The sequence below is a fragment of the Neorhizobium sp. DAR64862/K0K3 genome (assembly GCF_050500185.1).
GTDB classification, from domain to species: Bacteria; Pseudomonadota; Alphaproteobacteria; order Rhizobiales; family Rhizobiaceae; genus Neorhizobium; species Neorhizobium soli.
The window spans coordinates 1,592,812-1,615,587 of sequence record NZ_CP191449.1; the positions used below are offsets into that span (position 1 = coordinate 1,592,812).

19 protein-coding genes and 3 tRNA genes are annotated in these 22,776 nt (G+C 61.2%); 10 read left to right on the forward strand and 12 right to left on the reverse strand.

Annotated features, from left to right (window positions below; genetic code table 11):
- Window positions 1-38: 38 nt before the first annotated feature.
- The 5 genes from ACQY1L_RS07740 to ACQY1L_RS07760 all read left to right on the forward strand — a co-directional run bounded on the left by ACQY1L_RS07740 (window position 39) and on the right by ACQY1L_RS07760 (window position 1,857).
- On the forward strand, window positions 39-479 hold the full coding sequence (locus ACQY1L_RS07740; RefSeq protein ID WP_430243654.1) for a VOC family protein: 441 nt from the start codon (window positions 39-41) through the stop codon (window positions 477-479).
- A 211-nt stretch (window positions 480-690) separates the two neighbouring features.
- Complete coding sequence (locus tag ACQY1L_RS07745; protein ID WP_430243656.1) at window positions 691-1,155, forward strand: hypothetical protein; 465 nt, start codon at window positions 691-693, stop codon at window positions 1,153-1,155.
- Window positions 1,156-1,332: 177 nt separating this feature from the next.
- Window positions 1,333-1,407: transfer RNA gene (locus tag ACQY1L_RS07750), tRNA-Glu, on the forward strand.
- 149 nt (window positions 1,408-1,556) lie between these two features.
- Window positions 1,557-1,631 (forward strand) — tRNA-Glu (locus ACQY1L_RS07755).
- Between the two features lie 151 nt (window positions 1,632-1,782).
- Window positions 1,783-1,857, forward strand: a tRNA-Glu gene (locus ACQY1L_RS07760).
- A 40-nt stretch (window positions 1,858-1,897) separates the two neighbouring features.
- Here the strand turns inward: ACQY1L_RS07760 and recJ are convergent.
- The 4 genes from recJ to ACQY1L_RS07780 form a co-directional block, all read right to left on the reverse strand.
- Window positions 1,898-3,745 (reverse strand): single-stranded-DNA-specific exonuclease RecJ, encoded by a 1,848-nt coding sequence (gene recJ, locus ACQY1L_RS07765; protein ID WP_430243658.1) that lies wholly within the window; start codon window positions 3,743-3,745, stop codon window positions 1,898-1,900.
- 111 nt (window positions 3,746-3,856) lie between these two features.
- Entirely contained in the window at window positions 3,857-5,176 is a 1,320-nt protein-coding gene (locus ACQY1L_RS07770) for a homoserine dehydrogenase (protein WP_209900714.1), read from the reverse strand.
- Between the two features lie 95 nt (window positions 5,177-5,271).
- On the reverse strand, window positions 5,272-6,492 hold the full coding sequence (locus tag ACQY1L_RS07775; protein WP_430243660.1) for an LL-diaminopimelate aminotransferase: 1,221 nt from the start codon (window positions 6,490-6,492) through the stop codon (window positions 5,272-5,274).
- Window positions 6,493-6,621: 129 nt separating this feature from the next.
- Window positions 6,622-7,026 (reverse strand): hypothetical protein, encoded by a 405-nt coding sequence (locus ACQY1L_RS07780; protein ID WP_082476304.1) that lies wholly within the window; start codon window positions 7,024-7,026, stop codon window positions 6,622-6,624.
- A 121-nt stretch (window positions 7,027-7,147) separates the two neighbouring features.
- Here ACQY1L_RS07780 and ACQY1L_RS07785 point away from each other — a divergent pair, with 121 nt between their 5' ends.
- Genes ACQY1L_RS07785 through radC form a run of 4 tightly spaced genes read left to right on the forward strand, consistent with a single transcriptional unit; the run spans window position 7,148 to window position 11,435 of the window.
- Window positions 7,148-8,995 (forward strand): PHA/PHB synthase family protein, encoded by a 1,848-nt coding sequence (locus tag ACQY1L_RS07785; protein WP_430243663.1) that lies wholly within the window; start codon window positions 7,148-7,150, stop codon window positions 8,993-8,995.
- 27 nt (window positions 8,996-9,022) lie between these two features.
- The gene (gene sfsA / locus ACQY1L_RS07790; RefSeq protein ID WP_430243665.1) at window positions 9,023-9,742 is read left to right on the forward strand and encodes a DNA/RNA nuclease SfsA; all 720 of its coding nucleotides are present in this window, start codon (window positions 9,023-9,025) and stop codon (window positions 9,740-9,742) included.
- Between the two features lie 26 nt (window positions 9,743-9,768).
- Window positions 9,769-10,608 (forward strand): type I methionyl aminopeptidase, encoded by an 840-nt coding sequence (map, locus tag ACQY1L_RS07795; protein ID WP_062457453.1) that lies wholly within the window; start codon window positions 9,769-9,771, stop codon window positions 10,606-10,608.
- Between the two features lie 2 nt (window positions 10,609-10,610).
- Window positions 10,611-11,435, forward strand: a complete 825-nt coding sequence (radC, locus tag ACQY1L_RS07800; RefSeq protein WP_082471900.1) for a RadC family protein — start codon at window positions 10,611-10,613, stop codon at window positions 11,433-11,435.
- 17 nt (window positions 11,436-11,452) lie between these two features.
- Here the strand turns inward: radC and ACQY1L_RS07805 are convergent, their stop codons facing one another.
- The 7 genes from ACQY1L_RS07805 to ACQY1L_RS07835 all read right to left on the reverse strand — a co-directional run bounded on the left by ACQY1L_RS07805 (window position 11,453) and on the right by ACQY1L_RS07835 (window position 20,117).
- Window positions 11,453-13,279 carry an ABC transporter ATP-binding protein gene (locus ACQY1L_RS07805; RefSeq protein WP_430243668.1) on the reverse strand — a complete coding sequence of 609 codons (1,827 nt, stop codon included), beginning with the start codon at window positions 13,277-13,279 and terminating at the stop codon, window positions 11,453-11,455.
- A 10-nt stretch (window positions 13,280-13,289) separates the two neighbouring features.
- Window positions 13,290-14,054, reverse strand: coding sequence for a DUF1028 domain-containing protein (locus tag ACQY1L_RS07810; protein ID WP_430243670.1), 765 nt, complete (start codon window positions 14,052-14,054; stop codon window positions 13,290-13,292).
- Window positions 14,055-14,057: 3 nt separating this feature from the next.
- Window positions 14,058-15,842 (reverse strand): gamma-glutamyltransferase family protein, encoded by a 1,785-nt coding sequence (locus tag ACQY1L_RS07815; protein ID WP_430262001.1) that lies wholly within the window; start codon window positions 15,840-15,842, stop codon window positions 14,058-14,060.
- A 39-nt stretch (window positions 15,843-15,881) separates the two neighbouring features.
- A complete protein-coding gene (locus ACQY1L_RS07820) occupies window positions 15,882-16,754 on the reverse strand; it encodes an ABC transporter permease (protein WP_430243674.1) in 873 nt (290 codons plus the stop codon).
- Window positions 16,751-17,698: an ABC transporter permease gene (locus tag ACQY1L_RS07825; protein ID WP_062457470.1), complete on the reverse strand. Its 948-nt coding sequence runs from the start codon at window positions 17,696-17,698 to the stop codon at window positions 16,751-16,753. Before ACQY1L_RS07825 ends, ACQY1L_RS07820 begins: the two co-directional genes overlap by 4 nt.
- Before the next feature lie 64 nt (window positions 17,699-17,762).
- A complete protein-coding gene (locus ACQY1L_RS07830) occupies window positions 17,763-19,271 on the reverse strand; it encodes an ABC transporter substrate-binding protein (protein WP_430243676.1) in 1,509 nt (502 codons plus the stop codon).
- Between the two features lie 78 nt (window positions 19,272-19,349).
- Entirely contained in the window at window positions 19,350-20,117 is a 768-nt protein-coding gene (locus tag ACQY1L_RS07835; RefSeq protein WP_113110955.1) for a FadR/GntR family transcriptional regulator, read from the reverse strand.
- A 235-nt stretch (window positions 20,118-20,352) separates the two neighbouring features.
- Here ACQY1L_RS07835 and sthA point away from each other — a divergent pair, with 235 nt between their 5' ends.
- Window positions 20,353-21,852: a Si-specific NAD(P)(+) transhydrogenase gene (sthA, locus tag ACQY1L_RS07840; RefSeq protein WP_244631438.1), complete on the forward strand. Its 1,500-nt coding sequence runs from the start codon at window positions 20,353-20,355 to the stop codon at window positions 21,850-21,852.
- Window positions 21,853-21,974: 122 nt separating this feature from the next.
- On the opposite strand, the gene rpsD is transcribed toward sthA, so the two are convergent.
- Window positions 21,975-22,592, reverse strand: coding sequence for a 30S ribosomal protein S4 (rpsD, locus tag ACQY1L_RS07845; RefSeq protein WP_062457482.1), 618 nt, complete (start codon window positions 22,590-22,592; stop codon window positions 21,975-21,977).
- Window positions 22,593-22,776: the final 184 nt, after the last annotated feature.

Here is a 22,776-nt window from a genome sequence, read left to right on the forward strand (position 1 = left end):
TCGACAGTTTGCCAACGACATCGCGGAGCTTGCGACACATGCGCTATCTACACACAATGGTTCGGGTCAAGGATCTCGACGCGTCTCTCCATTTCTACAAGACACTGATGGGTTTGGAGGAGATCCGCCGCATCGAAAATGACAAGGGCCGCTTCACGCTGATCTTTCTGGCTGCACGCGACGACGTTTCGCAGGCTGAGGAGAACATGGCGCCGTGCATCGAGCTTACCTACAACTGGGACAGCGAGGATTACACGGGCGGACGCAATTTCGGCCACCTCGCTTATGAGGTCGACGACGTCTATGCGTTCTGCCAGCACCTGCAGGACAATGGCATCGTGATCAACCGTCCGCCTCGCGAAGGTCGGATGGCCTTCGTACTTTCGCCGGACGGCATTTCCTTCGAGATCCTGCAGAAGGGCGACAACCTGCCGGTCGCCGAGCCGTGGGCATCGATGCCGAATACGGGCAGCTGGTAATTGAGGCTTGCGTCGGCCTGACCAAGGCCAACGCCCCTCTCTTGCCGAGCGAAACAGGACACGTGATGCTCATCTCCATGATTCGCGACAGAGTGTCCGCGACGCACATGAAGGGCATCACGTGCCGGTTTCGCCAGCAAGATCGATCTCAAGGCCGAGTTTTCCGCTCCTCGCAGTGGCGATAGCAGCCTTAATGATGAGCAGTTGCTCGATGACCCGCAAGGTCGCCGACGCCGAACCGGTGTCCGCAGAGGCGGTGGCCGCGGAGCAACCAGATGGCGCGGCAAAGCCGCTTGCCAAAGGCGGCACGAGCGGCGCCAGCCTCTATGTCGATCCTCTCGTCTCCACACAGGCGCACCAGGCCAAATCCGCGCCAGCAGCAGCGTCTGCTGCGCCGGGCGCCAACGCAGCCCCCGGCGCCTTTCCTCCTGCGCCGGAGCAGCCGTCGAACTCCATCGCTGGGCTCGTCACGCAACCGACTGGCGTGCGCGCGAGCAACTACAGCATCTTCTCGTCCAACGCATCGCCATTCCCATCGGCGACGACGGTACCTGCTGCTGCCCCTGACGGGCAGACAGCCGTCGCCGCTCCGGCCGGCGGCATCAATGCAGCACATGGCAGCGTCTTCACGCCCCGCCAGCCGCTGCCGGACCCGTCACAACAGGCGCAGCTCTAACCATCAGCCTTGAGCGGGAGCGAAAAGAGCGAGCTGGTCAAATCCAATAAGCCGCTGATTTCGCATGGCTTTACGCTTACTGAAGCCGCATTTTCCGCGCCTCTAATTTTTCGCGAAAAACATCGTTTTTGCGCTTGCGGTAACGAAATCGCGCCTCTATAAGGGCGCTCACTGTACGCGCCCTTCGTCTATCGGTTAGGACGTCAGATTTTCATTCTGAAAAGAGGGGTTCGACTCCCCTAGGGCGTACCAGTTCCTTCCTTCAAGCTGTTGATTATGCACAAGAACCTCTAAGTTCTTTTGGAGCATCCAGCCGCGCAATTTTCTCTGTTTATCTTCCGAATAATACCGTTTTTTGGCTTGTCTGTTTGAAAAAGCGTCCCTATAAGACGCTCCTGTACGCGCCCTTCGTCTATCGGTTAGGACGTCAGATTTTCATTCTGAAAAGAGGGGTTCGACTCCCCTAGGGCGTACCACTTCCCCCGTCTTCCATATCGTCAGGCTTGTTCGCTCGCGCGTTTTCCCGCAGCACGCCTTGGCTTGGATTATTTCATTTAAAAACAGAGAAATATCGATTTTCCTACTTGCCGGATCGGGCAAGCCTGACTATACGAGCGCTCACTGCACGCGCCCTTCGTCTATCGGTTAGGACGTCAGATTTTCATTCTGAAAAGAGGGGTTCGACTCCCCTAGGGCGTACCAGTTTCCCCTTCTGCCAATCGCTGATTTTACATTGCGGCTTTCACCGCGACTCGACCGCGTCGAGAAGCCTGAGCTGGATCCGTCGATTTCCCTGCCACTGGTCGGCCGTGAGGCATCCAGCGGCATGGATCTGCTTTCCGCGGGAGTTGAGCAGCATCTGGCCGAGCGGCGTCTCGGCAGCCCTGAACGCAATCCCGTCCAGACGCGTGCCATCAAGTGATTCCAGCGTGATCTTCACATGCGCGGTGCCGACAAGCCGCACGTCTCTCAGACGATGGGCGGGAATGGCAAAGACGGGCTGCGCGTGGCCAGACCCGTAGGGACCCGCCTGTTCCAACTGGTCGAACAGCGCAATCGTGGCCCCTGATGCCGATAGTGCGCCATCGATCTTCAGCACGTGGTTGGCAACAAGCGCCGGAACGCCCTCAGCCGCCACTTCCTCGAAATAGGCGCGCAGCTTGCCGAGATTGGCGCGCTCGACGGTCAGTCCCGCCGCCATGGCGTGACCGCCACCTTTTAGCAGAAGCCCTGATTCGACTGCGCCGCGAACCATCCGGCCCATGTCGAAACCGTTGATCGAACGGCCGGAACCGGTGCCCGTGCCGGACGGGTCGAAAGCGATCGCGAATGCGGGCCGCCGGAATTTCTCCTTCAGTCTTGCAGCGAGAAGACCGACGATGCCCGGATGCCATTTCTCATGCGCTGTGACGATGACGGACGCGCCCTCGGCGTCGCCGTATTCGCCAAGGACTTCGGCTTCGGCCTCCGCCAGCATGGCGGCTTCCATGGCCTGCCGCTCGCGGTTCAGATCGTCCAGCCGGCCGGCAATTTCCTCCGCCTTGATATCGTCTTCCAGTGTCAGCAAGCGGCTGCCGAGTGCTGCATCGCCGATTCGCCCGCCGGCATTGATACGTGGGCCGATCATGAAGCCGAAATGATAGGGCGTCACCGGTCCGCCAAGACCCGCCTTGCGAAACAATGCGGTGAGCCCCGGATTGACCATGTGACGGGCAGCAATCAGCCCCTTCACCACGTAGGCCCGGTTCAGCCCCTTTAGTGGCACGACATCGCAGACGGTTGCCAGCGCCACCAGATCCAGCAGACCGAGCAGATCGAGAGACTGTGCGCGGCTATCGCCACCTTCGCGCAACTGCTTCAGGGTCGCGACCATGACCAGAAACACGACTCCCGCCGCGCAGAGATGCCCCTGCCCCGAGAGATCGTCCTGGCGGTTGGGATTGACGAGCGCCACACAGGGCGGCAGCACGTGACCGACCTGGTGGTGGTCGATGACAACCACATCGCAGCCCTCGTCCCTGGCCGCTGTCAGCGCGTCCAGGCTCGTCGAGCCGCAGTCGACCGTGACGATCAGCTGCGCGCCGTTCGCCACCAGTTGACGGATCGCATTGGGGTTCGGTCCGTAGCCTTCGAAGATGCGATCCGGAATATAGATCTCGGCCTCGACACCGAAATGCGTCAGGAAACGATAGAGCAACGCGGAAGAGGCCGCGCCATCCACATCGTAATCGCCGAAGATCGCAACCCGCTCCCGTCGGTTGATCGCCGCAACCAGTCTTGCTGCAGCCTTGTCGCAATCCGTCAGCGTCAACGGATCGGGCATCAGTGACCGGATGGTCGGATCAAGGAAGGCCGGGGCATCGTCGAGCGTCACGCCGCGGCCGGCAAGCACGCGGGCGACCAGTTCGGGTATGCCATGGATCTGGCTGATGGCGAGCGCACGGTTCTGCGCCGCCTGGTCGAGCCGCGATACCCACCGCTGGCCACTAACCGATTGCTCGACGTTTAGAAAAGCGCGGGGCACGGGATCGACTGGAGACGTCGTCTGGGAAAGGCTGCTGGCGATTGAGGTGGTCGATTGGGTGGTCATGCAGCCGTTTTAGCGCATCGGCGCATCTACAGTAATCTGTTTTCGGCAAAGGACGTGGCCTCGGCGAAAAAACACCGGGGCCAGTCTAGTGCGGCTCGACGGCTGCGTGGGTCACATGTCCTTGGGGCGTTCGATCCGGATGACCTGCGGCTCGCCGACCAGATAGCTCTCGGCCTTGATGGCATCGACGGCCTTGCGGACCGAATTCTCCATCGTCGCATGCGTGACGAGGATGATCGTCTTCGACATCGCCGACGAATCGGGCTTCGAGCGCTGGACGATCGATTCGAGCGAGATGGCGTTCTCGGCCATGCGGGCAGCGATCGAGGCGAAGACGCCGGTCCGGTCGGCAACGGTCAGCCGGATGAAATAACCACCTTCGTGGCTCTGCATCTGGGCGCGCTTGTAAGGTGCCAGCGAAGCCGCCGGTGTGCCGAGAACCGGAACCTGCTGCGCGCCCGGGCGGCTCTTGGCGATGTCGGCGATATCGCCGAGCACCGAGGATGCCGTTGCATTGCCGCCCGCACCCGGGCCGACCATCAGCAGTTCGCCGAGGATGTCGGATTCGATCGCCACGGCATTCGTCACGCCATCGACCTGCGCGATAACCGAATCACGGGGCACCATGGTCGGGTGAACGCGCTGCTCGATGCCTGTTTCGGTGCGCTGCGCGACGCCGAGAAGCTTGATGCGGTAGCCGAGATCGGCGGCCGCGTGGATATCGTCGATAGAGATATTGGTGATGCCTTCGAGATAGATCTCGTCGGGCGCGATCTGGGTCCCGAACGCAAGCGTCGTCAGGATTGCCAGCTTGTGTGCCGTGTCGTTGCCCTCGATATCGAAGGCCGGATCGGCTTCGGCATAGCCCAGCCGCTGCGCTTCCTTGAGGCAGTCGGCAAAGGACAGGCCCTCCTTCTCCATCCGGGTCAGGATGTAATTGCAGGTGCCGTTCATGATGCCGTAGACACGCGAAATCGTGTTGCCGGTCAGGGACTCGCGAAGGGCCTTGATGACCGGGATACCACCGGCAACGGCCGCCTCGAAATTGAGGAGTGCGCCGTTTTCTTCGGCGATCCTTGCGAGTTCGACGCCGGATGCGGCGAGCAGCGCCTTGTTGGCTGTCACCACGTGGAGACCGCGCCGCAAGGCTGCGCGCACGGAGTCAGCAGCCGCCCCTTCGGCACCGCCCATCAGTTCCACGAACACGTCGATCTCAGCGTTTGCTGCCAGTTCTTCGGCGCTGTCGAACCAGGTCACGGCAGAGATATCGATCCCGCGGTCGCGGGTGCGGTCTCTCGCCGTCACGGCGGCAATCTCGATCGGGCGTCCGCAGGTGACCGCGAGTTCGTTGGCACGGGTCTGGATGATGCGAACGAGCGAGGCACCGACAGTGCCAAGACCCGCAATGCCGACTCTGAGGGCATCTGCCATGATAGTTTTCCTGGTATTTTGGGAGACTAGTATTTGGGAGAATGGGGCGGTCGAACGGCCGCCCCTCAAATCGTGATCGGCGGCCCGGTTCGCGGTCAGCGACGCGTGTTGAGCGTAATCACGTTGTGCATCGTATCGTCTGCCGTCGACAGAAACTTCTTGATGCTGCGGGCGGCCTGGCGAATGCGATGCTCGTTTTCGACCAGTGCGAGGCGAACGTAGTCGTCGCCCATCTCACCGAAACCGACACCGGGTGCGACGGCAACGTGCGCCTTCTCGACGAGAAGCTTGGAGAATTCCAGACTCCCGAGATGGCGGAACTTTTCCGGAATTTTCGCCCAGGCAAACATGGTCGCCGGTGGTGGCGGTACGTCGAAACCGGCCTTGCCGAAGCTCTCGACCATCACGTCACGGCGACGCTTGTAGACGCTGCGCACTTCCGCGATATCGGCACCGTCACCGTTCAGCGCGTGGGCTGCAGCCACCTGGATCGGCGTGAACGCGCCATAATCAAGGTAGGATTTGACGCGCGTCAGCGCTGCGATCAGCCGCTCGTTGCCGACAGCAAAGCCCATGCGCCAGCCGGGCATGGAGAAGGTTTTCGACATCGAGGTGAACTCGACGGCCACATCCATCGCACCCGGCACTTCGAGAACCGAAGGTGGCGGGTTGTTGTCGTCGAAGTAGATCTCCGAATAGGCAAGATCGGAGAGCACGATGATCTCGTGCTTCTTCGCAAACGCGATCACTTCCCTATAGAAATCCAGCGACGCGATATGCGCGGTCGGGTTGGATGGGTAATTGATGATGAGTGCCAGCGGCTTCGGGATCGAATGCTTCACCGCGCGTTCCAGCGGCGGAAAGAAGCTATCGTCCGGCTCGACAGACATGGAGCGGATCACGCCGCCCGCCATCAGGAAGCCGAAGGCGTGGATAGGGTATGTCGGATTGGGGCAGAGGATGACGTCACCGGGCGCGGTGATCGCCTGCGCCATGTTGGCGAAGCCTTCCTTGGAGCCGAGCGTTGCCACGACCTGCGTATCCGGGTCCAGCTTCACACCAAACCGGCGCGCATAGTAAGCGGCCTGGGCGCGGCGAAGGCCTGGAATGCCCTTGGAGGAGGAGTAGCGGTGCGTGCGCGGATCCTGGACGACTTCGCAGAGCTTGTCGACGATCGCCTGCGGAGTGGGTAGATCAGGATTGCCCATGCCGAGATCGATAATGTCCGCGCCACCCGCTCGCGCGCTTGCTTTCAAACGGTTCACCTGTTCGAAAACGTAGGGCGGCAGACGCCGGACTTTATGAAACTCTTCCATGTTGTTCCTCAAGGATGAAATCGAAGCAGAGTTCGTCCCTCTGCTCGCGCCTCACTTTATGCCATTTTTGCTTTGCGGCCAAATGTCCTCAAACGCAATAGCAATATCCGGCCGGATCGGCTCGTCGCGCTACTGGCCGGTAATATCGGCCTGGGCATCCTTGCCGTGATCGGTGGCGAGCTTGCGGTACTCGACCACACGACGCTGATACTCCGCTTCGGAGATGGTGCCGGACTTGCGGGCTCGGGCAAGCGATGCCATGCGCGGCTCGGTCTTCTGATAGTCGGCGTCTTCGATCTGCTCGTTGGCAGCGCGAAGCGTATAGTCGAATGTGGGATATGTGCCGGTGTCGCGCTTGACGATCGGACCCGGAGGCGGTGCCGTCCTGGTCTGCGTGATAACGGCCGGTGGCGGCGTATTGGGAATACCATCATCCAGCGCAAAGCTGTTGCTGTTGCAGCCGGACACAAGAGGCATGGCGCCGATACCGATGAAAAGCGGTAGCCAGCCGATGCGACGCCTCAGTTTTTCCATGTCCGTACCCATTTTCTGTCGCCGGGGCCATCTACCCGGCAGCCTAGCCGCTGGCACTTGTATTCGGTTTCAGCCACAATGTACAAATGAAATCAGACGACAGCTGACGAGGAGGGCTCGCGTGGCGCAAAACTCCGGGGATAAGGGGACAGGCGGTCCGGAATTTCCGGGCTTCGACCCCAAGGCGGTCGAGGCCTACATCGTCAAGGACCCGCACGAGATGGCGATGAATTTCGCGCGTGCCATGGAAAACCTCGGCAAGGCCGCATCGGAATGGCTCGCGCCAAGGGAGCGCGGCGATATTCCAGACCCCGCGCTCGATCCGCTCAGTGATCTCATCAAGACGCTTTCGCAGGTCACCGAGTACTGGATTTCAGAGCCGCAACGGACGCTGCAAGCACAAACCCTGCTCTTCTCAAGCTATATGGGGATCTGGACGCGATCGCTCTCGCAATTCGGAGGCGCGCCTCAAGAGAGCGAGCCAGCGGCGCCGCCGAGAGACAAGCGATTCGCCGACGAGGACTGGGTGAAGAACCCGTTCTTTGCGTTCATGCGGCAAGTCTTCACGGTTACCGCCACCTGGGCCGAGACGCTGGTTGCCGAGGCGCAGGGGCTGGACGAGCATACGCGGCACAAGGCGGCATTCTACGTGAAGCAGGTGACCGCTGCGTTGTCGCCTGCAAATTTTGCGATCACCAACCCCGAAGTCTATCGCGCGACGGTCGCCTCGCACGGAGCCAATCTCGTCACCGGTATGAAAATGCTGGCCGAGGACATCATGGCCGGCGGCGGCGAGCTGAGACTTCGCCAGACGGATGCCTCCAAGTTTGCGCTCGGCCTCAATATCGCGCTTACACCCGGCAAGGTCGTCGCCCGCAACGACCTCTGCGAGGTTCTGCAATACGAACCGACGACGGAGACGGTCTTCAAACGGCCGCTGGTCATCGTGCCGCCCTGGATCAACAAGTTCTACATTCTCGACCTGACACCGCAAAAGAGCTTCATCAAGTGGTGCGTCGACCGCGGGCACACCGTGTTCGTGATCTCCTGGGTCAATCCCGACAGGCGCCATGCGGCCAAGGGATGGGAAGCCTACATGCACGAGGGCATCGATTTTGCGCTCGACACGATCGAGACGTCGACCGGCGAACGCGAGGTCGATGCGATCGGCTACTGCGTCGGCGGCACGTTGCTGGCGGCTACGCTCGCCTTCCACGCCAAGACAAACGTGAAAAGGATCGCATCGGCGACGTTCCTCGCTACCCAGGTCGACTTTACCCATGCAGGCGACCTCAAGGTCTTCGTCGACGAGGCGCAGGTTTCGACGATCGAGACCTATATGAACGCGACCGGCTATTTCGACGGGTCGAAGATGGCGGCGGCATTCAACATGCTGCGTGCGTCCGAGCTGATCTGGCCTTACGTGGTCAATAACTATCTCAAGGGCCAGGAGCCGCTGCCGTTCGACCTGCTGTATTGGAATTCGGACTCGACCCGGATGACACCTGCCAACCACGCCTACTACCTGCGCAATTGCTACCTCGATAACAAGCTCTCCAACGGCCTGATGGAACTTGCCGGGGAGCGTCTGTCGCTGAAGGACATCGTTATTCCCGTTTATAATCTTGCCACAAGCGAAGACCACATCGCGCCTGCGAAATCCGTGTTCCTCGGCTCGTCGCTGTTTGGCGGTTCGGTCGATTTCGTGCTGGCTGGATCCGGCCATATCGCAGGCGTCGTCAATCCGCCGGAAAGACGGAAGTACCGATACTGGACCGATGGCCAATTGAAGGACACGCTGGAGGACTGGGTTGCCGGCTCGCAGGAGCATGAGGGGTCGTGGTGGACGCATTGGCAGGACTGGATCGGACCGAAAGCGGGTAACCAGGTGCCGGCCCGAAAGCCCGGCGGGTCCGCGCTCACCGCGTTGGCCGACGCACCGGGAACCTACGTTCTCGTCCGCGACTGACACTTCCCAGCATTCCAGAAGAACCTCATGCGCTTTGATCCGCCGCTCGTCTCCGCAACGCTTGTCCAGCGCTACAAGCGCTTCCTGTTCGACGCGGTGCTGGAGGATGGCACGCCGTTTACCGGGTCGTGTCCGAATACCGGCTCCATGCGGGGATTGACGGAGCCCGGGTCGAGGATCTGGGTATCGGAGCATGACAGCCCGACCCGCAAATACCGTCACATGTTCGAAATGGTCGAGGCCGGCGGCGAGATGGTCGGCATCAATACCGGACTGCCCAACAGGCTGACCGAAGAAGCGATCCGTGCCGGCCTGATCCCCAGCCTTTCCGGCTACGGCACGATCCTGCGCGAGCAGAGATACGGGCGTAACTCCCGCATCGACTTTCTCCTCAAGCAGGAAAATCTGCCGGATGCCTATGTGGAAGTGAAGAACGTCCATTTCAGCCGTTCAGCGGGGCTCGCCGAATTTCCTGACACCGTGACGAAGCGCGGCGCCAAGCATCTCGAGGAGCTCGGCGATATGGTGGAGGCAGGTCACCGGGCGGTGATGATCTACCTCATTCAGCGTCACGACTGCACGCGGTTTTCGATCTGCAGCGATCTCGACCCGATGTATGCGATCGCATTCGCTCGTGCCAAGGCGCGCGGCGTCGAGGCCTATGCGCTCCGCTGCCGCGTCACTCGCGAGGAAATCATAGCGTCGGGAATGGTTATGATGGACGAACCCCGCCCCTCTGTTTTATGAACTGTGGGAGTTGCGAGAGAAATATCATGGTCAATTACATCGAGGCGGTTTCCGCTCCCTCAAAAAACACGGGTGCTATCCGTCTCTACGATACGGCGCAGGATTTTGACGGCATGCGCAAGGCCTGCCAGCTGACGGCGCGCTGCCTCGACGAACTTGCGGCGATCGTTCAGCCGGGCATCACCACCAATGCGATCGACCGTTTCGTGTTCGAGTTCGGCATGGACAATGGCGCCCTTCCCGCAACGCTTGGCTATCGCGGCTACAAATACTCGGTCTGCACCTCGATCAACCATGTCGTCTGCCACGGGATGCCTGAGGACAAGCCGCTGCGCGAGGGCGATATCGTCAATATCGACGTCACCTATATCCTCGATGGCTGGCACGGCGATTCCAGCCGCATGTATCCGGTCGGACAGATCAAACGCGCTGCCGAACGGTTGATGGACGTGACCTACGAATGCCTTCTGCGGGGCATCGCAGCCGTGAAGCCCGGCGCCCGCACCGGCGCGATCGGCGAAGCGATCCAGTCCTATGCGGAGGCCGAGCGCTGCTCGGTCGTGCGCGATTTCTGCGGCCACGGCGTCGGTCGTCTGTTCCACGACTCTCCGAACATCCTCCATTACGGCCGCGCCGACGAAGGGCCGGAAATCCGGGAAGGCATGATCTTTACGATCGAGCCGATGATCAATCTCGGTAAGCCGCATGTGAAGGTTCTTTCCGATGGCTGGACCGCCGTCACCCGCGACCGGTCGCTGTCGGCACAATACGAGCATGCGGTCGGTGTCACCGCGACGGGATGCGAGGTGTTCACCCTGTCGCCCGGCGGTCTCGACCGGCCCGGCCTGCCTCCATTGCAGGCCTGACCATGACCAACCCGCCCGTCTCCTCGCATGACCCTATGGAAGCAAAAGAGGACGACGGGGCGGCCCTGTCTGTCGATGAACGCGGGTTCTTTGCCGAGACGCAGTCCAAGAGGCCGACGGCCAAACTTCCGCAAATCGGATCCCCTGCCGTCACGCAAGAACATTACCACGGCCACCGTGAGCGGTTGCGGGAGAAGTACCGAGACCACGGCGACGCTTCGCTGGCAGACTACGAGATCCTCGAGCTCCTGCTTTTCCGCTCCATCCCGAGGCGCGATACCAAGCCGCTCGCGAAAGCATTGATTGCTCGCTTCGGAAACCTTGCCAGCGTGCTTGGCGCGCCGCTCGGATTGCTGCAGGAGGTCAAGGGTATCGGCGAGGCCGTCGCGCTCGACCTCAAGCTTGTCGCGACGACGGGTCAGCGGATGCTGCGAAGCGAGTTGCGGGGCAAGCAGGTGCTTTCGTCCTGGTCTTCGGTGATTGATTACTGCCATGCCGCCATGGCCTATGAGGCCCGAGAACAGTTCCGCGTGCTCTTTCTAGACAAGCGCAACGCCCTGATCTCGGATGAAATCCAGGGGCATGGAACGGTCGACCATACGCCAGTCTATCCGCGCGAAGTGGTGCGGCGAGCCCTGGAGCTTTCGGCGACTGCGCTCATCCTCGTCCACAACCATCCCAGTGGCGACCCTACCCCGTCACGCGCCGATATCGACATGACGCGGACGATCGTGGAGACGGCAAAGCCACTCGGCATCACCGTCCACGACCACATCATCATCGGCAAGGACGGCCATGCCAGCCTCAAGGGGTTGAAGCTGATCTGACCTTCAGCGACTGACGATCACGCGACCTGTACGACATGGCCGTCGGAGACTTCGCGATACTCGCGAACCGGTGGCCGGTAATCCATGCCGCGCACCGGGCTTTTCAGCTCGTCGTTGGAAATGCCCCGTCTGATCCCCCGCCTTGCCGGATCCGGCACAGGCACGGCCGCCATGAGCTTCTTGGTGTACGGATGCTGCGGATTGTCGAACACGGCCGCCCGCGGCCCGATCTCGACGATTTCACCGAGATACATGACCGCCACCCGGTGGCTGACCCGTTCCACCACCGCCATGTCGTGACTGATGAACAGGAAGGACAGGTTGAGGCTCTGCTGCAGATCGAGCAGGAGGTTGCAGACTTGCGCCTTGATCGACACGTCCAGCGCCGACACGCTTTCATCGGCAACGATCACCTTCGGATCGAGCGCAAGCGCCCGCGCAATCGCGATGCGCTGGCGCTGGCCGCCCGAAAATTCGTGCGGGTAGCGTTTTGCCATGTCGGCGGAAAGGCCGACCTTTTCTAGGAGATCGGCAGTCTTTTCCCGAGCCTGTTTCACCGTGCCGAGCCGGTGCTTGATGAACGGTTCGGATATCGCCGAACCCACCGTCATGCGCGGATTGAGCGATGAGAACGGATCCTGGAAGATCATCTGGACGGACTTGCGCATGTTGCGCAGGCTGACCTGATCGAGCCGAAGGACGTCGTAGCCATCGAGCGAGATATCGCCGCCGGTCGGATCGACGAGGCGCATGATCGAGCGGCCTGTGGTCGACTTGCCGCAGCCGGATTCACCCACCAGTGCCAGCGTTTCGCCCTGGAAAAGGTCGAAGGACACGTTTTCCACCGCATGCACCGCGCCGGTCTGGCGCGACAGGAGCCCGGACCGGATCGGGAAACGGGTCACCAGGTTCTTGACGCTGAGGACCGGTGTGCGGCCCTTTTCGACGGTGCCTGCTACTTCGATCGGCTCGACGGCCAAACCGGTTTTCATGTCGACCACGGGGAAGCGGGTCGGCCACGCATGGTTCTGCATCGAACCGAGCTTCGGCACCGCCGAGAGCAGTGCCCGCGTATAGGGATGCTTGCCGCGGTGGAAGACCTCCTCCGTCGGTCCGGTCTCGACCTCGTCGCCGCGGAACATGACGATGGTACGGTCGGCAATCTCGGCGACCACGCCCATGTCATGGGTGATGAAGAGCACTGACATGCCCTCCTCTTCCTGCAGCACCTTGATCAGGTCGAGGATCTGTCCCTGGATGGTGACGTCGAGCGCCGTGGTCGGCTCGTCTGCGATCAGAAGCTTCGGCTTTGATGCAAGCGCCATGGCAATCATCACGCGCTGACGCATGCCGCCGGAGAACTGGTGCGGATATTCGTCGAACCTAGACTGCGCGTTGGGGATCCGCACCTTTTCGAGCAGCCTCACGGTTTCGGCGCGCGCCTCCTGCTTCGACATGCCCTTGTGACGGGTCAGAACCTCCGAAATCTGCCGGCCGATGGTGAAGATCGGATTGAGTGACGTCATCGGCTCCTGAAAGATCATCGATGCTTCATTGCCGCGCACCCCGCGCATGTCCTTTTCGGAGATGGACAGGAGATCGCGTCCGTTCAGCACAACCTCGCCTTCGATGCGGCTCGTGTTGGACGCGAGCAAGCGCATGATCGACAGGGACGTCACGGATTTTCCGGAACCGGATTCGCCGACGATGGCGACCGTTTCGCCGGGCATCACATCGAAGGAGACATTGCGGACGACGCTCTTCCACTCGCCATCGACGAGGAAGGAGGTGGTGAGGTTCTTGACGGAAAGGACGGGAACAGTCGGCGTGGAGGTCTGGCTCATCGGGTGACCCTTACTTGAGCGTCAAAGGGGTGGCGTAGGAGGCTGACGGACGTTTCTCGGCCAGCCGTTGCGCTTCGAGCGCGGCGATCTTTTCGTCGATGATGCTGCGGTCGGTCATGCCGTGCGGGTTTTCCCGGGTCGGCATGGTCTCAGCGACATGCAGGAAGCGCTCCTGCGCAACGGCATAGAGGCGGCGCAGTTCGAAAAGCGGCTCGGGGTGATCATCGGCATTGATCCGCAGCCAGGGATAATCCTGGTCGCGGTAGATGACGAGCGCTGCCGACTGGCGGCCGCGCTTGTCACCGCCAGCCGCCTCGCCCGCGTCCATGGCATCGAGCAAACGTTCGGCAAGCGGTGCACCGCGTGCAGCCGCTTCGTTGTAGACACGCATGGTCTCGGCGATCACCTGCGGTCCCGCCAGCATGTTGCCCGCAACCGAGACGTTGCGGTCGACGAGGTGACCGGCCCAGTCGACGCAGTTTTCACCGGTGAAGGCGGCGTTGCGACCATGGGCGTCGATCAGGTGCATCTGCCGCTGCCGGTGGCCGTCGTCACGCGCCGTCAGACTTGCAATGACCTCATCCGGAGACCTGCCCTCCTCAAGAAGCTTCAGGCCATCGGTTCCATAAAGCGGGTTGACGAACGCCTGGGTGGCGATAGCGCCCACCCTGCCCCTGATATGCGGCACGGCGCAGCCAACCGCGAAGAAACGGCTGGCGACGGCTACGCCCAGATGTCCCGTGTCTTGATCACGCGCGACGATTGACCAGGTCATGGTTCACCGTCCAATCGCGTAGGCTTGCATCAGGCGTGGCGTTGCAGCCGCCCTCAGCAGACCGTCAGCATCTCGACGCGCAGCCGTCAGGCGGCCGACGGTCCATGGATCGGCGACAGTGACCTTGTGGCCGCGACGACGGAGGTCTTCGAGTGCGGCTTCACCGATATTGCTTTCGACCATGATCTCGCCCGGCGAGCTCGTGCGCGGGTAGAACGAACCGGGGAAATGCGAGGTGTGGAACAGCGGCATGTCGATCGATGCCTGCAGGTTCTTGCCGTGATGGGCGTAGCGCAGAAAGAACGGCAGCTGCCACTGGTCCTGCTGGTCGCCGCCGGGCGTGCCGAACACCATCGAGGGTTTGCCCTGATGGAGAGCGAGCGAGGGTGTCAGGGTCGTGCGCGGACGTTTTCCCGGCGCAAGCGAGGTCGGCAAGCCTTCCTTCAGCCAGAACATCTGGGCACGCGAGTTGAGGGCGAAACCGAGACCCGGAACGATCGGCGACGACTGCAGCCAGCCGCCCGAAGGCGTGGTCGAGACCATGTTGCCCCAGCGGTCGATGACGTCGATATGCACAGTATCGCCGCGCTTTTCGGTGAGGTGCGACATGGTCGGCTCGTAAACCGTGCCGGTGCCACTCATCTCAGCCAGCATCGCCATCGTGGCATCGACCTGACGCTCGTAGCCCGGAACCGTGCCGGGGCGCAGTTCCATCGACGCGGTGCTGCCGATCAGCTTCCGCCGCTCGCTGTTGTACCCTTCAGACAGAAGGTATTCGGTCGGGATCTGGCTGAATTCCGGATCGCCGTAATAGACCTCGCGGTCGGCGAATGCGAGCTTCATTGCCTCGACGACCGTATGGACGAAATCGGGACCGGCCGGGTCCATTGCCTCGAGATCGAAGCCTTTCAGAAGCGCCAGCGACTGCAGCAGCACCGGTCCCTGGCCCCAGGCTGGCGTCTTGGCGATCGTCCAGTCCTGGTAATCGAGCGTCTGGGGCGCTTCGATCGTGGCGCTCCAGTTGGCCATGTCTTCGGCGGTCAGCACGCCCTTGTGCTTGGAACCGCTCGCGTCCATCACCTCGGCAGTCTTCAGATAGGTGTCGATCGCCTCGGCCACGAAGCCGCGATAGAATGCGTCGCGGGCAGCCTGGACCTGTTCCTCGCGGCCGGACTTCGCTTCCGATTCGGAGATGATCCGCTTGTAGGTTTCGGCGAGAACGGGGTTCCTGAAATTGGAGAGTGCTTCCGGCGCAACGCCACCCGGCAGCCATGTCTCATAGGATGTCGGCCATTCCTTCCGGAAGAATTCCGCCAGGCCCTTGATCGTGTTCGACACGCGCGGCAGCACCGGATGGCCATGCTCGGCGTAGTAGATCGCCGGCTCCAGAACCTCGCGAACGGTCATCGTTCCATAGTCGCGCAGCATCAGCATCCAGCCGTCGAATGCGCCTGGAATGACGGTGGAGAGAAGGCCGTCGCCGGGAATGAGCTTCAGACCTTCGGACGTATAGTGCTCGATGGTGGCACCGGCCGGCGCCGGCCCTTGAGCGCAGATGACTTCGACTTTATCGGTCCTCTTCGAGTAGAAGACGGCCGGCATGTCGCCGCCCGGGCCGCACAGATGCGGTTCGACAATCTGCAGAACGAAGCCCGTCGCGACCGCTGCGTCGAAGGCATTGCCGCCCTTTTCGAGGATCGCCATGCCGACGGCGGAGGCAATCCAGTGGGTGGAGGTGACGACACCGAAGGTGCCGAGGATTTCGGGGCGCGTGGTGAATTCGGTCATTCCAGGTATTCCTTGTATAATTCTCTTGTCCGCCGGGCGTTACGCCTCGCGCGGATCCAGTGCATCGCGCAGGCCGTCGCCAAGAAGGTTGAAGCCGATGACGACGAGGAAGATTGCAATCCCTGGCCACATGGCCATCCACGGTGCCTGGCTCAGAAAGTTCTTGGCCGTGTTCAGCATCGAACCCCAGCTCGGGGCCGGTGCCTGCTGACCGAGGCCGAGGAAGGACAGGCTGGCTTCGGCGATGATGGCGGTCGCCACCGTCAAGGTGGCCTGAACGATGATCGGGGCAAACACGTTCGGCAGGATGTAGCGGGTCATGATGTCGACGTGGTTGAGGCCAATCGACCGTGCGCCCTCGACATAATCCTCCGTCTTCACCGCAAGCACCTGGCCGCGGGTGAGACGCACGAAGACCGGCATGGCGGAGAGGCCGATGGCGATCATCGCGTTGGTGAGGCTCGGGCCGAGGAAGGCGGCAAGCGCGATCGCGGTGATCAGGAACGGCATCGCCAGCAGCGCTTCTGTCACACGCTGGATGACCTGATCGACCCAGCCGCCGAAATAACCCGACAGAAGTCCGAACGGCACGCCGATGGCAACCGCGATGCCAACGGAGACGACCCCTGCCATCAGCGAGGCACGGGCACCCCAGATCATGCGCGACAGGATATCGCGGCCAAGATCATCGGTGCCGAGCCAATGGGCGGCAGACGGTGCCTTGCGCAGTGCCGACCAGCTGGTCGCGATCGGGTCGGCAATCGGCAGGATCGGGGCGGCGATGGCGAGGATGGCGAAAAAGGCGATGATCACCATGCCGACCATCGAGCCGCGGTTGGCGCGCATCTTGCGCCATGCCCTGCTTTTCTGGCGCGGTTTTGCGATCGGTGCGGTATGTTCGATAGCGGTCATAGCGTTGCCCTCAGACGGGGGTTGAGGAGAACGTAGAGAATATCGGCAATGAGGTTCATGACGATAAAGCCGATGGCCGTGCACATGACGATGCCCTGAACGACGGCATAGTCGCGGGTAAAGACGGCATCGACGGTCAGCTTGCCAAAGCCCGGGATGGTGAAGATCTGCTCCGTGAGGACGGCACCGCCGAGCAGCTCGCCGAACAGCAGCGCCGACAGGGTGATGATCGGCAGAAGCGCGTTGCGGAACGTGTGGCTGAGGATGACTTCGCGCGGCGACAGTCCCTTGGCGCGGGCAGTGCGGATATAGTCGGAGCTCAACACGCCGAGCATGGCCGAGCGGGTATGGCGCATCAGCTGCGCTGCGAGCGCCGTCGAGAGGACGAAAGCCGGCATGATCATGGTCTTGAGCGAGCGGACCGGATCGACGAAGATCGATTCGTAACCGGATGCCGGCAGCCATCCGAGATTGACCGACACCAGCAGGATCAGCATGATTCCCAGCCAGAAATTCGGGATCGACAGGCCAGACAGCGCGACGACATTGGCGACGTAATCGAGCGTGCGGTTCTTGTAGACCGCTGCCAGAATGCCGGCCGGAATACCGATCAGCATGGCCAGGATCATGGCCATCACCGCGAGCTGGATCGTGACCGGCAGTTTCTGGCCGATCAGTTCCAGCACCGGCTGGTTGGTGCGCAGCGAGACGCCGAAGTCGCCGACCATGATGCCGCCAACCCAGGAGAGATACTGGGTGATGATGGGATCGTTGAGATGATATTTTTCGCGCAGGAATTCGATCGTCGCGGGATCCCGCTCTTCACCGGCCATGGCGAGGATGGGATCGCCCGGCAGCAGTTTCTGCAGCGAGAAGACGAAGATCGAGATGATCAGCAGGGTCGGGATCGCGACCAGCAGGCGCTTTCCGATATAGACAGGCATGGCATCGCCCTCGTGATTTCAGGTGACCGCGCGGAATGTCTTCCGCGCGGTATGCGATGGGAAATTACTTCTTGGAGACGCCAAGGAAGCGCATCATGCCATCCGGCGACGGCACGAAACCTTCGACCTTGTTGGAAATGGCATAGGCGTAGGGCTGATGGCCGAGGTAGATGATCGGCATGTCGTCGTTGAGGATGACGCCTGCGGCATCGTACTTTTCCTTGCGGACCGCTTCATCCGGCGATGTGCGGGCTTCATTCAGGAGCTTGTCGACTTCCGGATTGCAGTACTTCACGTCGTTGATGCCGCCCTTGCAGGTGACGAACTGGTGCAGGTTGCCATCGGGATCGATACGGCCCGACCAATCGGAGCGGCTGAGCTGGTAGTTGCCGGCCGTCTGTTCCGACAGAAGCGTCGCAAATTCGGTTGCCTTCAGCGTGACGTTGAAGCCCGCTTCCGCCACCATCGACTGGATGACCTGCATCATCTGGGTCTGCGTGGTGCTGTTGGCGTGCTGCATCTCGATGTCGAGCGTCTCGTGGCCCGCTTCCTTCATGAGCTGCTTCGCCTTTTCGATATCGCGCGCCGGCACCGGCAGGTTCTTGTTGAACCAGGGGCTGGACGACGGGAACGGCTGGTTACCGGCAAGCGACGTGCCTTCGAAGACGATCTGGCCGATTGCTTCGCGGTCGATCGCCAGCGAGAAGGCCTGGCGAAGGCGCTTGTCCTTGCCGAGCGGGTTGTCCGCACGGGGACCGTTGGCGAGGTTGACATACATCGCCATGTAGCCCGGGCCGATGACGTCGGCATAGGTGAGGTTCGGGTCGCTCTTTACCGATTCGGCATCGGACGCCGAGATGCGCTCGGCGATATCGAGGTCACCCGACCGCAGGTTGGCAAGCTTTACGGTCGTATCCGGGATTGGCAGATAGGTGATCTTGTCGACGAGGATCCGGTCCTTGTCCCAGTAGTCGGCGAACTTCTCCAGCACGATACGGTCCTGCTGGATGCGCTCGACAAACTTGAACGGACCGGCGCAGACCGGCTTCGAGCCGAAATTGGCGCCGAGTTCCTTGGCGGCCTTAGGCGCAACGATCATGCCGGCACGGTCGGAAAGCTGGGCGAGAAGCGTCACGTCCGGAGACTTCAGCGTGAACTTGACTTCAAGCGGGCCGCTGGCCTCAACCTTGGCGACCGAGGAAAGCTCGCTCTTGCGGCGCGACTCCGGCAGCGTCATGTTGCGCTCGATCGTTGCGACGACGGCTGCGGCATCCAGCGTTTCGCCGTCGTGGAACTTGACGCCGTCGCGGATCTTCATGGTCAGCACTGTGCCGCCTTCAGACCAGTTCCATTCGGTCGCAAGCTGCGGAATGATCTTCATATCCTGCGAGATGTCGACCAGCTTATCGCACATCGCGGTATAGACGATGCGGCCGACGAAGGTGCGCGACTGCGCCGGATCGAGAACGTCGGCATCGTCATTGAGACCGATGCGCAATTCGCTCGCCATGGCAGGCAGAGACATGATCGCGCTGGCGAGCAGTGCGGCAGTGAGCGTGGAAAATTTCTTCATCATTGTTCCTCTGGTCCATTCAGGTTTGTCGGTCATTGTTCTTGTTGGCCGGCCTTTGTGGCCGGCAGTCTGGGATGGCTAGGACGCAACGCTGAGCGTGTCGTCGTCGCGGATACCGATCTGCTCGCCTTCCGGCGAATGGTCATCGAGGGCCTCGAGCGAGGTCGCCCGGATCAGCCGCTCCTGGTGCATCAGGAGATGCTCGCGCATCGCCTCGCCTGCCCGGCCCGGATCGCGGGCGGCGATGGCGTCGACGATTGCGATATGCTGCTGGTACGACGTTCGGCCATTGGTTCCGGTCTTGCGCGCACGCTCGCGAATGGATTGCCACGCGGCATCCTGACGGATGCGGTTGACCACGTCGAAGATCGACAGGAAGAGTTTGTTGCCGGCACTTTGCGCGATCTGGCGGTGCAGCGATCCATCCCAGAGTTCCTTGGAATCCGCATCCGAACTCTGGCCGGTCTTGTCTGCCAAGTAGCGCATGCGCTCGATTTCGGCAGGCTTTGCACGCATCGCTGCAAGCTGTGCGAGCTGTGGCTCCAGGCGAAGGCGAACCTCCATGATTTCCATGATGTCGGTACCGGCAACCAGCGCGTCGACGTGGTCGCTCCAGCCGTCAGGCTTTTCGCCGACAAAGGTTCCGGCACCCTGGCGGCGCCAGATCAGCCCCTCCGACTCGAGCACCTCAAGCGCCCGTCGAACAGCACGGCGCCCGACATTGAGCGTTTCAGCAAGCGCCCGCTCCGTCGGCAGCCGCCCTTCCGCTCCGAATTTTTCCGAGTGGATCAGATCGCGGAGCTTCTCCAACGCGTAGTAGGAATTGTCTTGGGGTTCGGTCTGCATTGAACGTACCATTGTCCGGACCAATTCATGATTGGTTCGAATGAAAGACATTTCCCGGCGACGGTCAAGACGTTTTTTGTGCATCCTATTTTTCTGCACAAAACATACGCAACCCGAGACAGCCGTTCTACGCTTGCGGCCTTTCATGCAATCAAACATTCAGAATAGATTGGTAGGAGACGACGCAGGTAGGCTATTGCAGCGTAACAGCGGGATTCGAGAAGCGGAGCAGTCCATGAACCAGTACGACCTCATTGTTGTCGGAAGCGGCCCTGCCGGTCGCCGCGCAGCCATTCAAGCCGCCAAGCTCGACCGGAAAGTGCTCGTCATCGAGCAGGGACGACGGGTAGGCGGCGTTTCCGTGCATACCGGCACCATCCCCTCGAAGACACTGCGCGAAACCGCGCTGAACCTCTCCGGGTGGCGCGAGCGCGGGTTCTACGGCCGATCCTACCGGGTCAAGGAAGAGATCAGTGCCGAAGACCTTCGCCGCCGGTTGCTGATCACGCTCGACCATGAAGTCGAGGTGCTCGAACACCAGTTCGCCCGCAACCGCGTCCAGCACCTTCGTGGCAAGGCGAGCTTTCTGTCGACCGATACGATGGAAGTGCTGAAGGACGACGGAGAGGCGGTTCAGGTCAAAGCCAAAAGCATCCTGCTTGCTGTCGGCACGCGCCCGTTCCGCCCAGACTACATGCCCTTCGACGGCAAGACGGTCATCGACAGCGACGAACTGCTCGAAATCGAAAAACTGCCGCGCTCGATGGTCGTCATCGGTGCCGGCGTTATCGGTATCGAATATGCGACGATCTTTTCCGCTCTCGACACCGCCGTTACGGTGATCGACCCGAAGGCGACGATGCTCGACTTCATCGACAAGGAGATCATCGAGGATTTCACCTACCAGCTGCGCGACCGCAACATGAAGCTGTTGCTGGGCCAGAAGGTCGAGAAGGTGGAGCACCTTCCCGACGGCAAGGTCTCGGTCACGATCGATACCGGCCGTAAGATCATCACCGACATGGTGCTGTTTGCCGCCGGCCGCATGGGCGCGACCGACAGCCTCAACCTGGCAGCAGCCGGCCTCGACGCCGATAACCGCGGCCGTCTGAAGGTCAATCCGGAAACCTTCGAGACCTCCGTCCCCGGCATCTATGCCGCGGGCGATGTCATCGGCTTTCCGAGCCTTGCCTCGACATCGATGGAACAGGGCCGAATTGCCGCTCGCGTCGCCGTCGGCGCAATTGCCAAGGAGCCACCGAAGTATTTTCCTTACGGGATCTACGCCGTGCCGGAGATTTCGACCTGCGGCCTGACGGAAGAGGAAATGAAGGAGCGCGGCATTCCCTACGAATGCGGCATCGCCCGTTTCCGCGAGACTTCGCGCGGCCACATCATGGGCCTCGACCACGGCATGTTGAAGCTGATCTTCTCATTGAAGACGCGCCGCCTTCTCGGCGTGCACATCATCGGCGAAAACGCCACCGAACTCGTGCATATCGGCCAGGCGGTTCTCAACCTGAAGGGTACCGTCGAATATTTCGTCGAGAACACCTTCAACTACCCGACGCTTGCCGAAGCCTACAAGATCGCCGGGCTTGATGCGTGGAACCGGATGGGCGAGCTGCCGAAGGGCGATGCACACCACGAGACGGTCCAGCTGACGGACACCAACACGTCGACTACTGTCGAGACGTCTGTTACGTCGGAAAAGAAGAAAACCTCTTCCAGGTAAGAATGACCGTAAGAGACAATCAAAAAGCCGCCCCGAAAGGAGCGGCTTTTTTGTGGGTTCGACATGACACCAGATACAAAAATGGCCCCTCTCGGGGCCATTTGTCTGAAATGGTGTCGCGATTAACGCGAGTAGAATTCGACGACCAGCGACGGTTCCATGATGACCGCGTAGGGTACATCGGCCAGGCTCGGGATGCGAGCGAAGGTGGCAACCATCTTGTTGTGATCGACTTCGATGTAGTCAGGAACGTCGCGTTCTGCGAGCGAAACGGCTTCCAGTACGGTGACCATCTGCTTCGACTTCTGGCGAACTTCGACAACGTCGCCAGCCTTGCAGCGGTACGAACCGATGTTGACCTTGACGCCATTGACCGTGACGTGGCCGTGGTTGACGAACTGACGAGCAGCGAACACCGTCGGGACGAACTTTGCGCGGTAGACGATGGCGTCCAGACGCGATTCCAGCAGGCCGATCAAGTTTTCACCGGTGTCGCCCTTGCGGCGGTTGGCTTCTTCATAGATCGCGCGGAACTGCTTCTCGCGGATGTCGCCGTAGTAGCCCTTCAGCTTCTGCTTGGCGCGCAGCTGCACACCGAAGTCGGAAAGCTTGCCCTTGCGGCGCTGACCGTGCTGGCCAGGACCGTATTCGCGGCGGTTAACCGGCGACTTCGGGCGGCCCCAGATGTTTTCGCCCATACGGCGATCGATTTTGTACTTAGACGATTCGCGCTTGCTCATCGTATTTCCTTTCAGAAAGTTACACCGGTTCGTTGCCGAACCGGATGAAGGAAACACGCCCTCCTCTGAACCTCGATTTAGAGGTTCTGACAGGCTTCTCACGAAAAGCGTTCGGAGAGTGCCACGGGACATGTCGTTGAAACACCCGGTGTTGCCACCCGGCGTTGGCGGGTCTTTAGGCGGC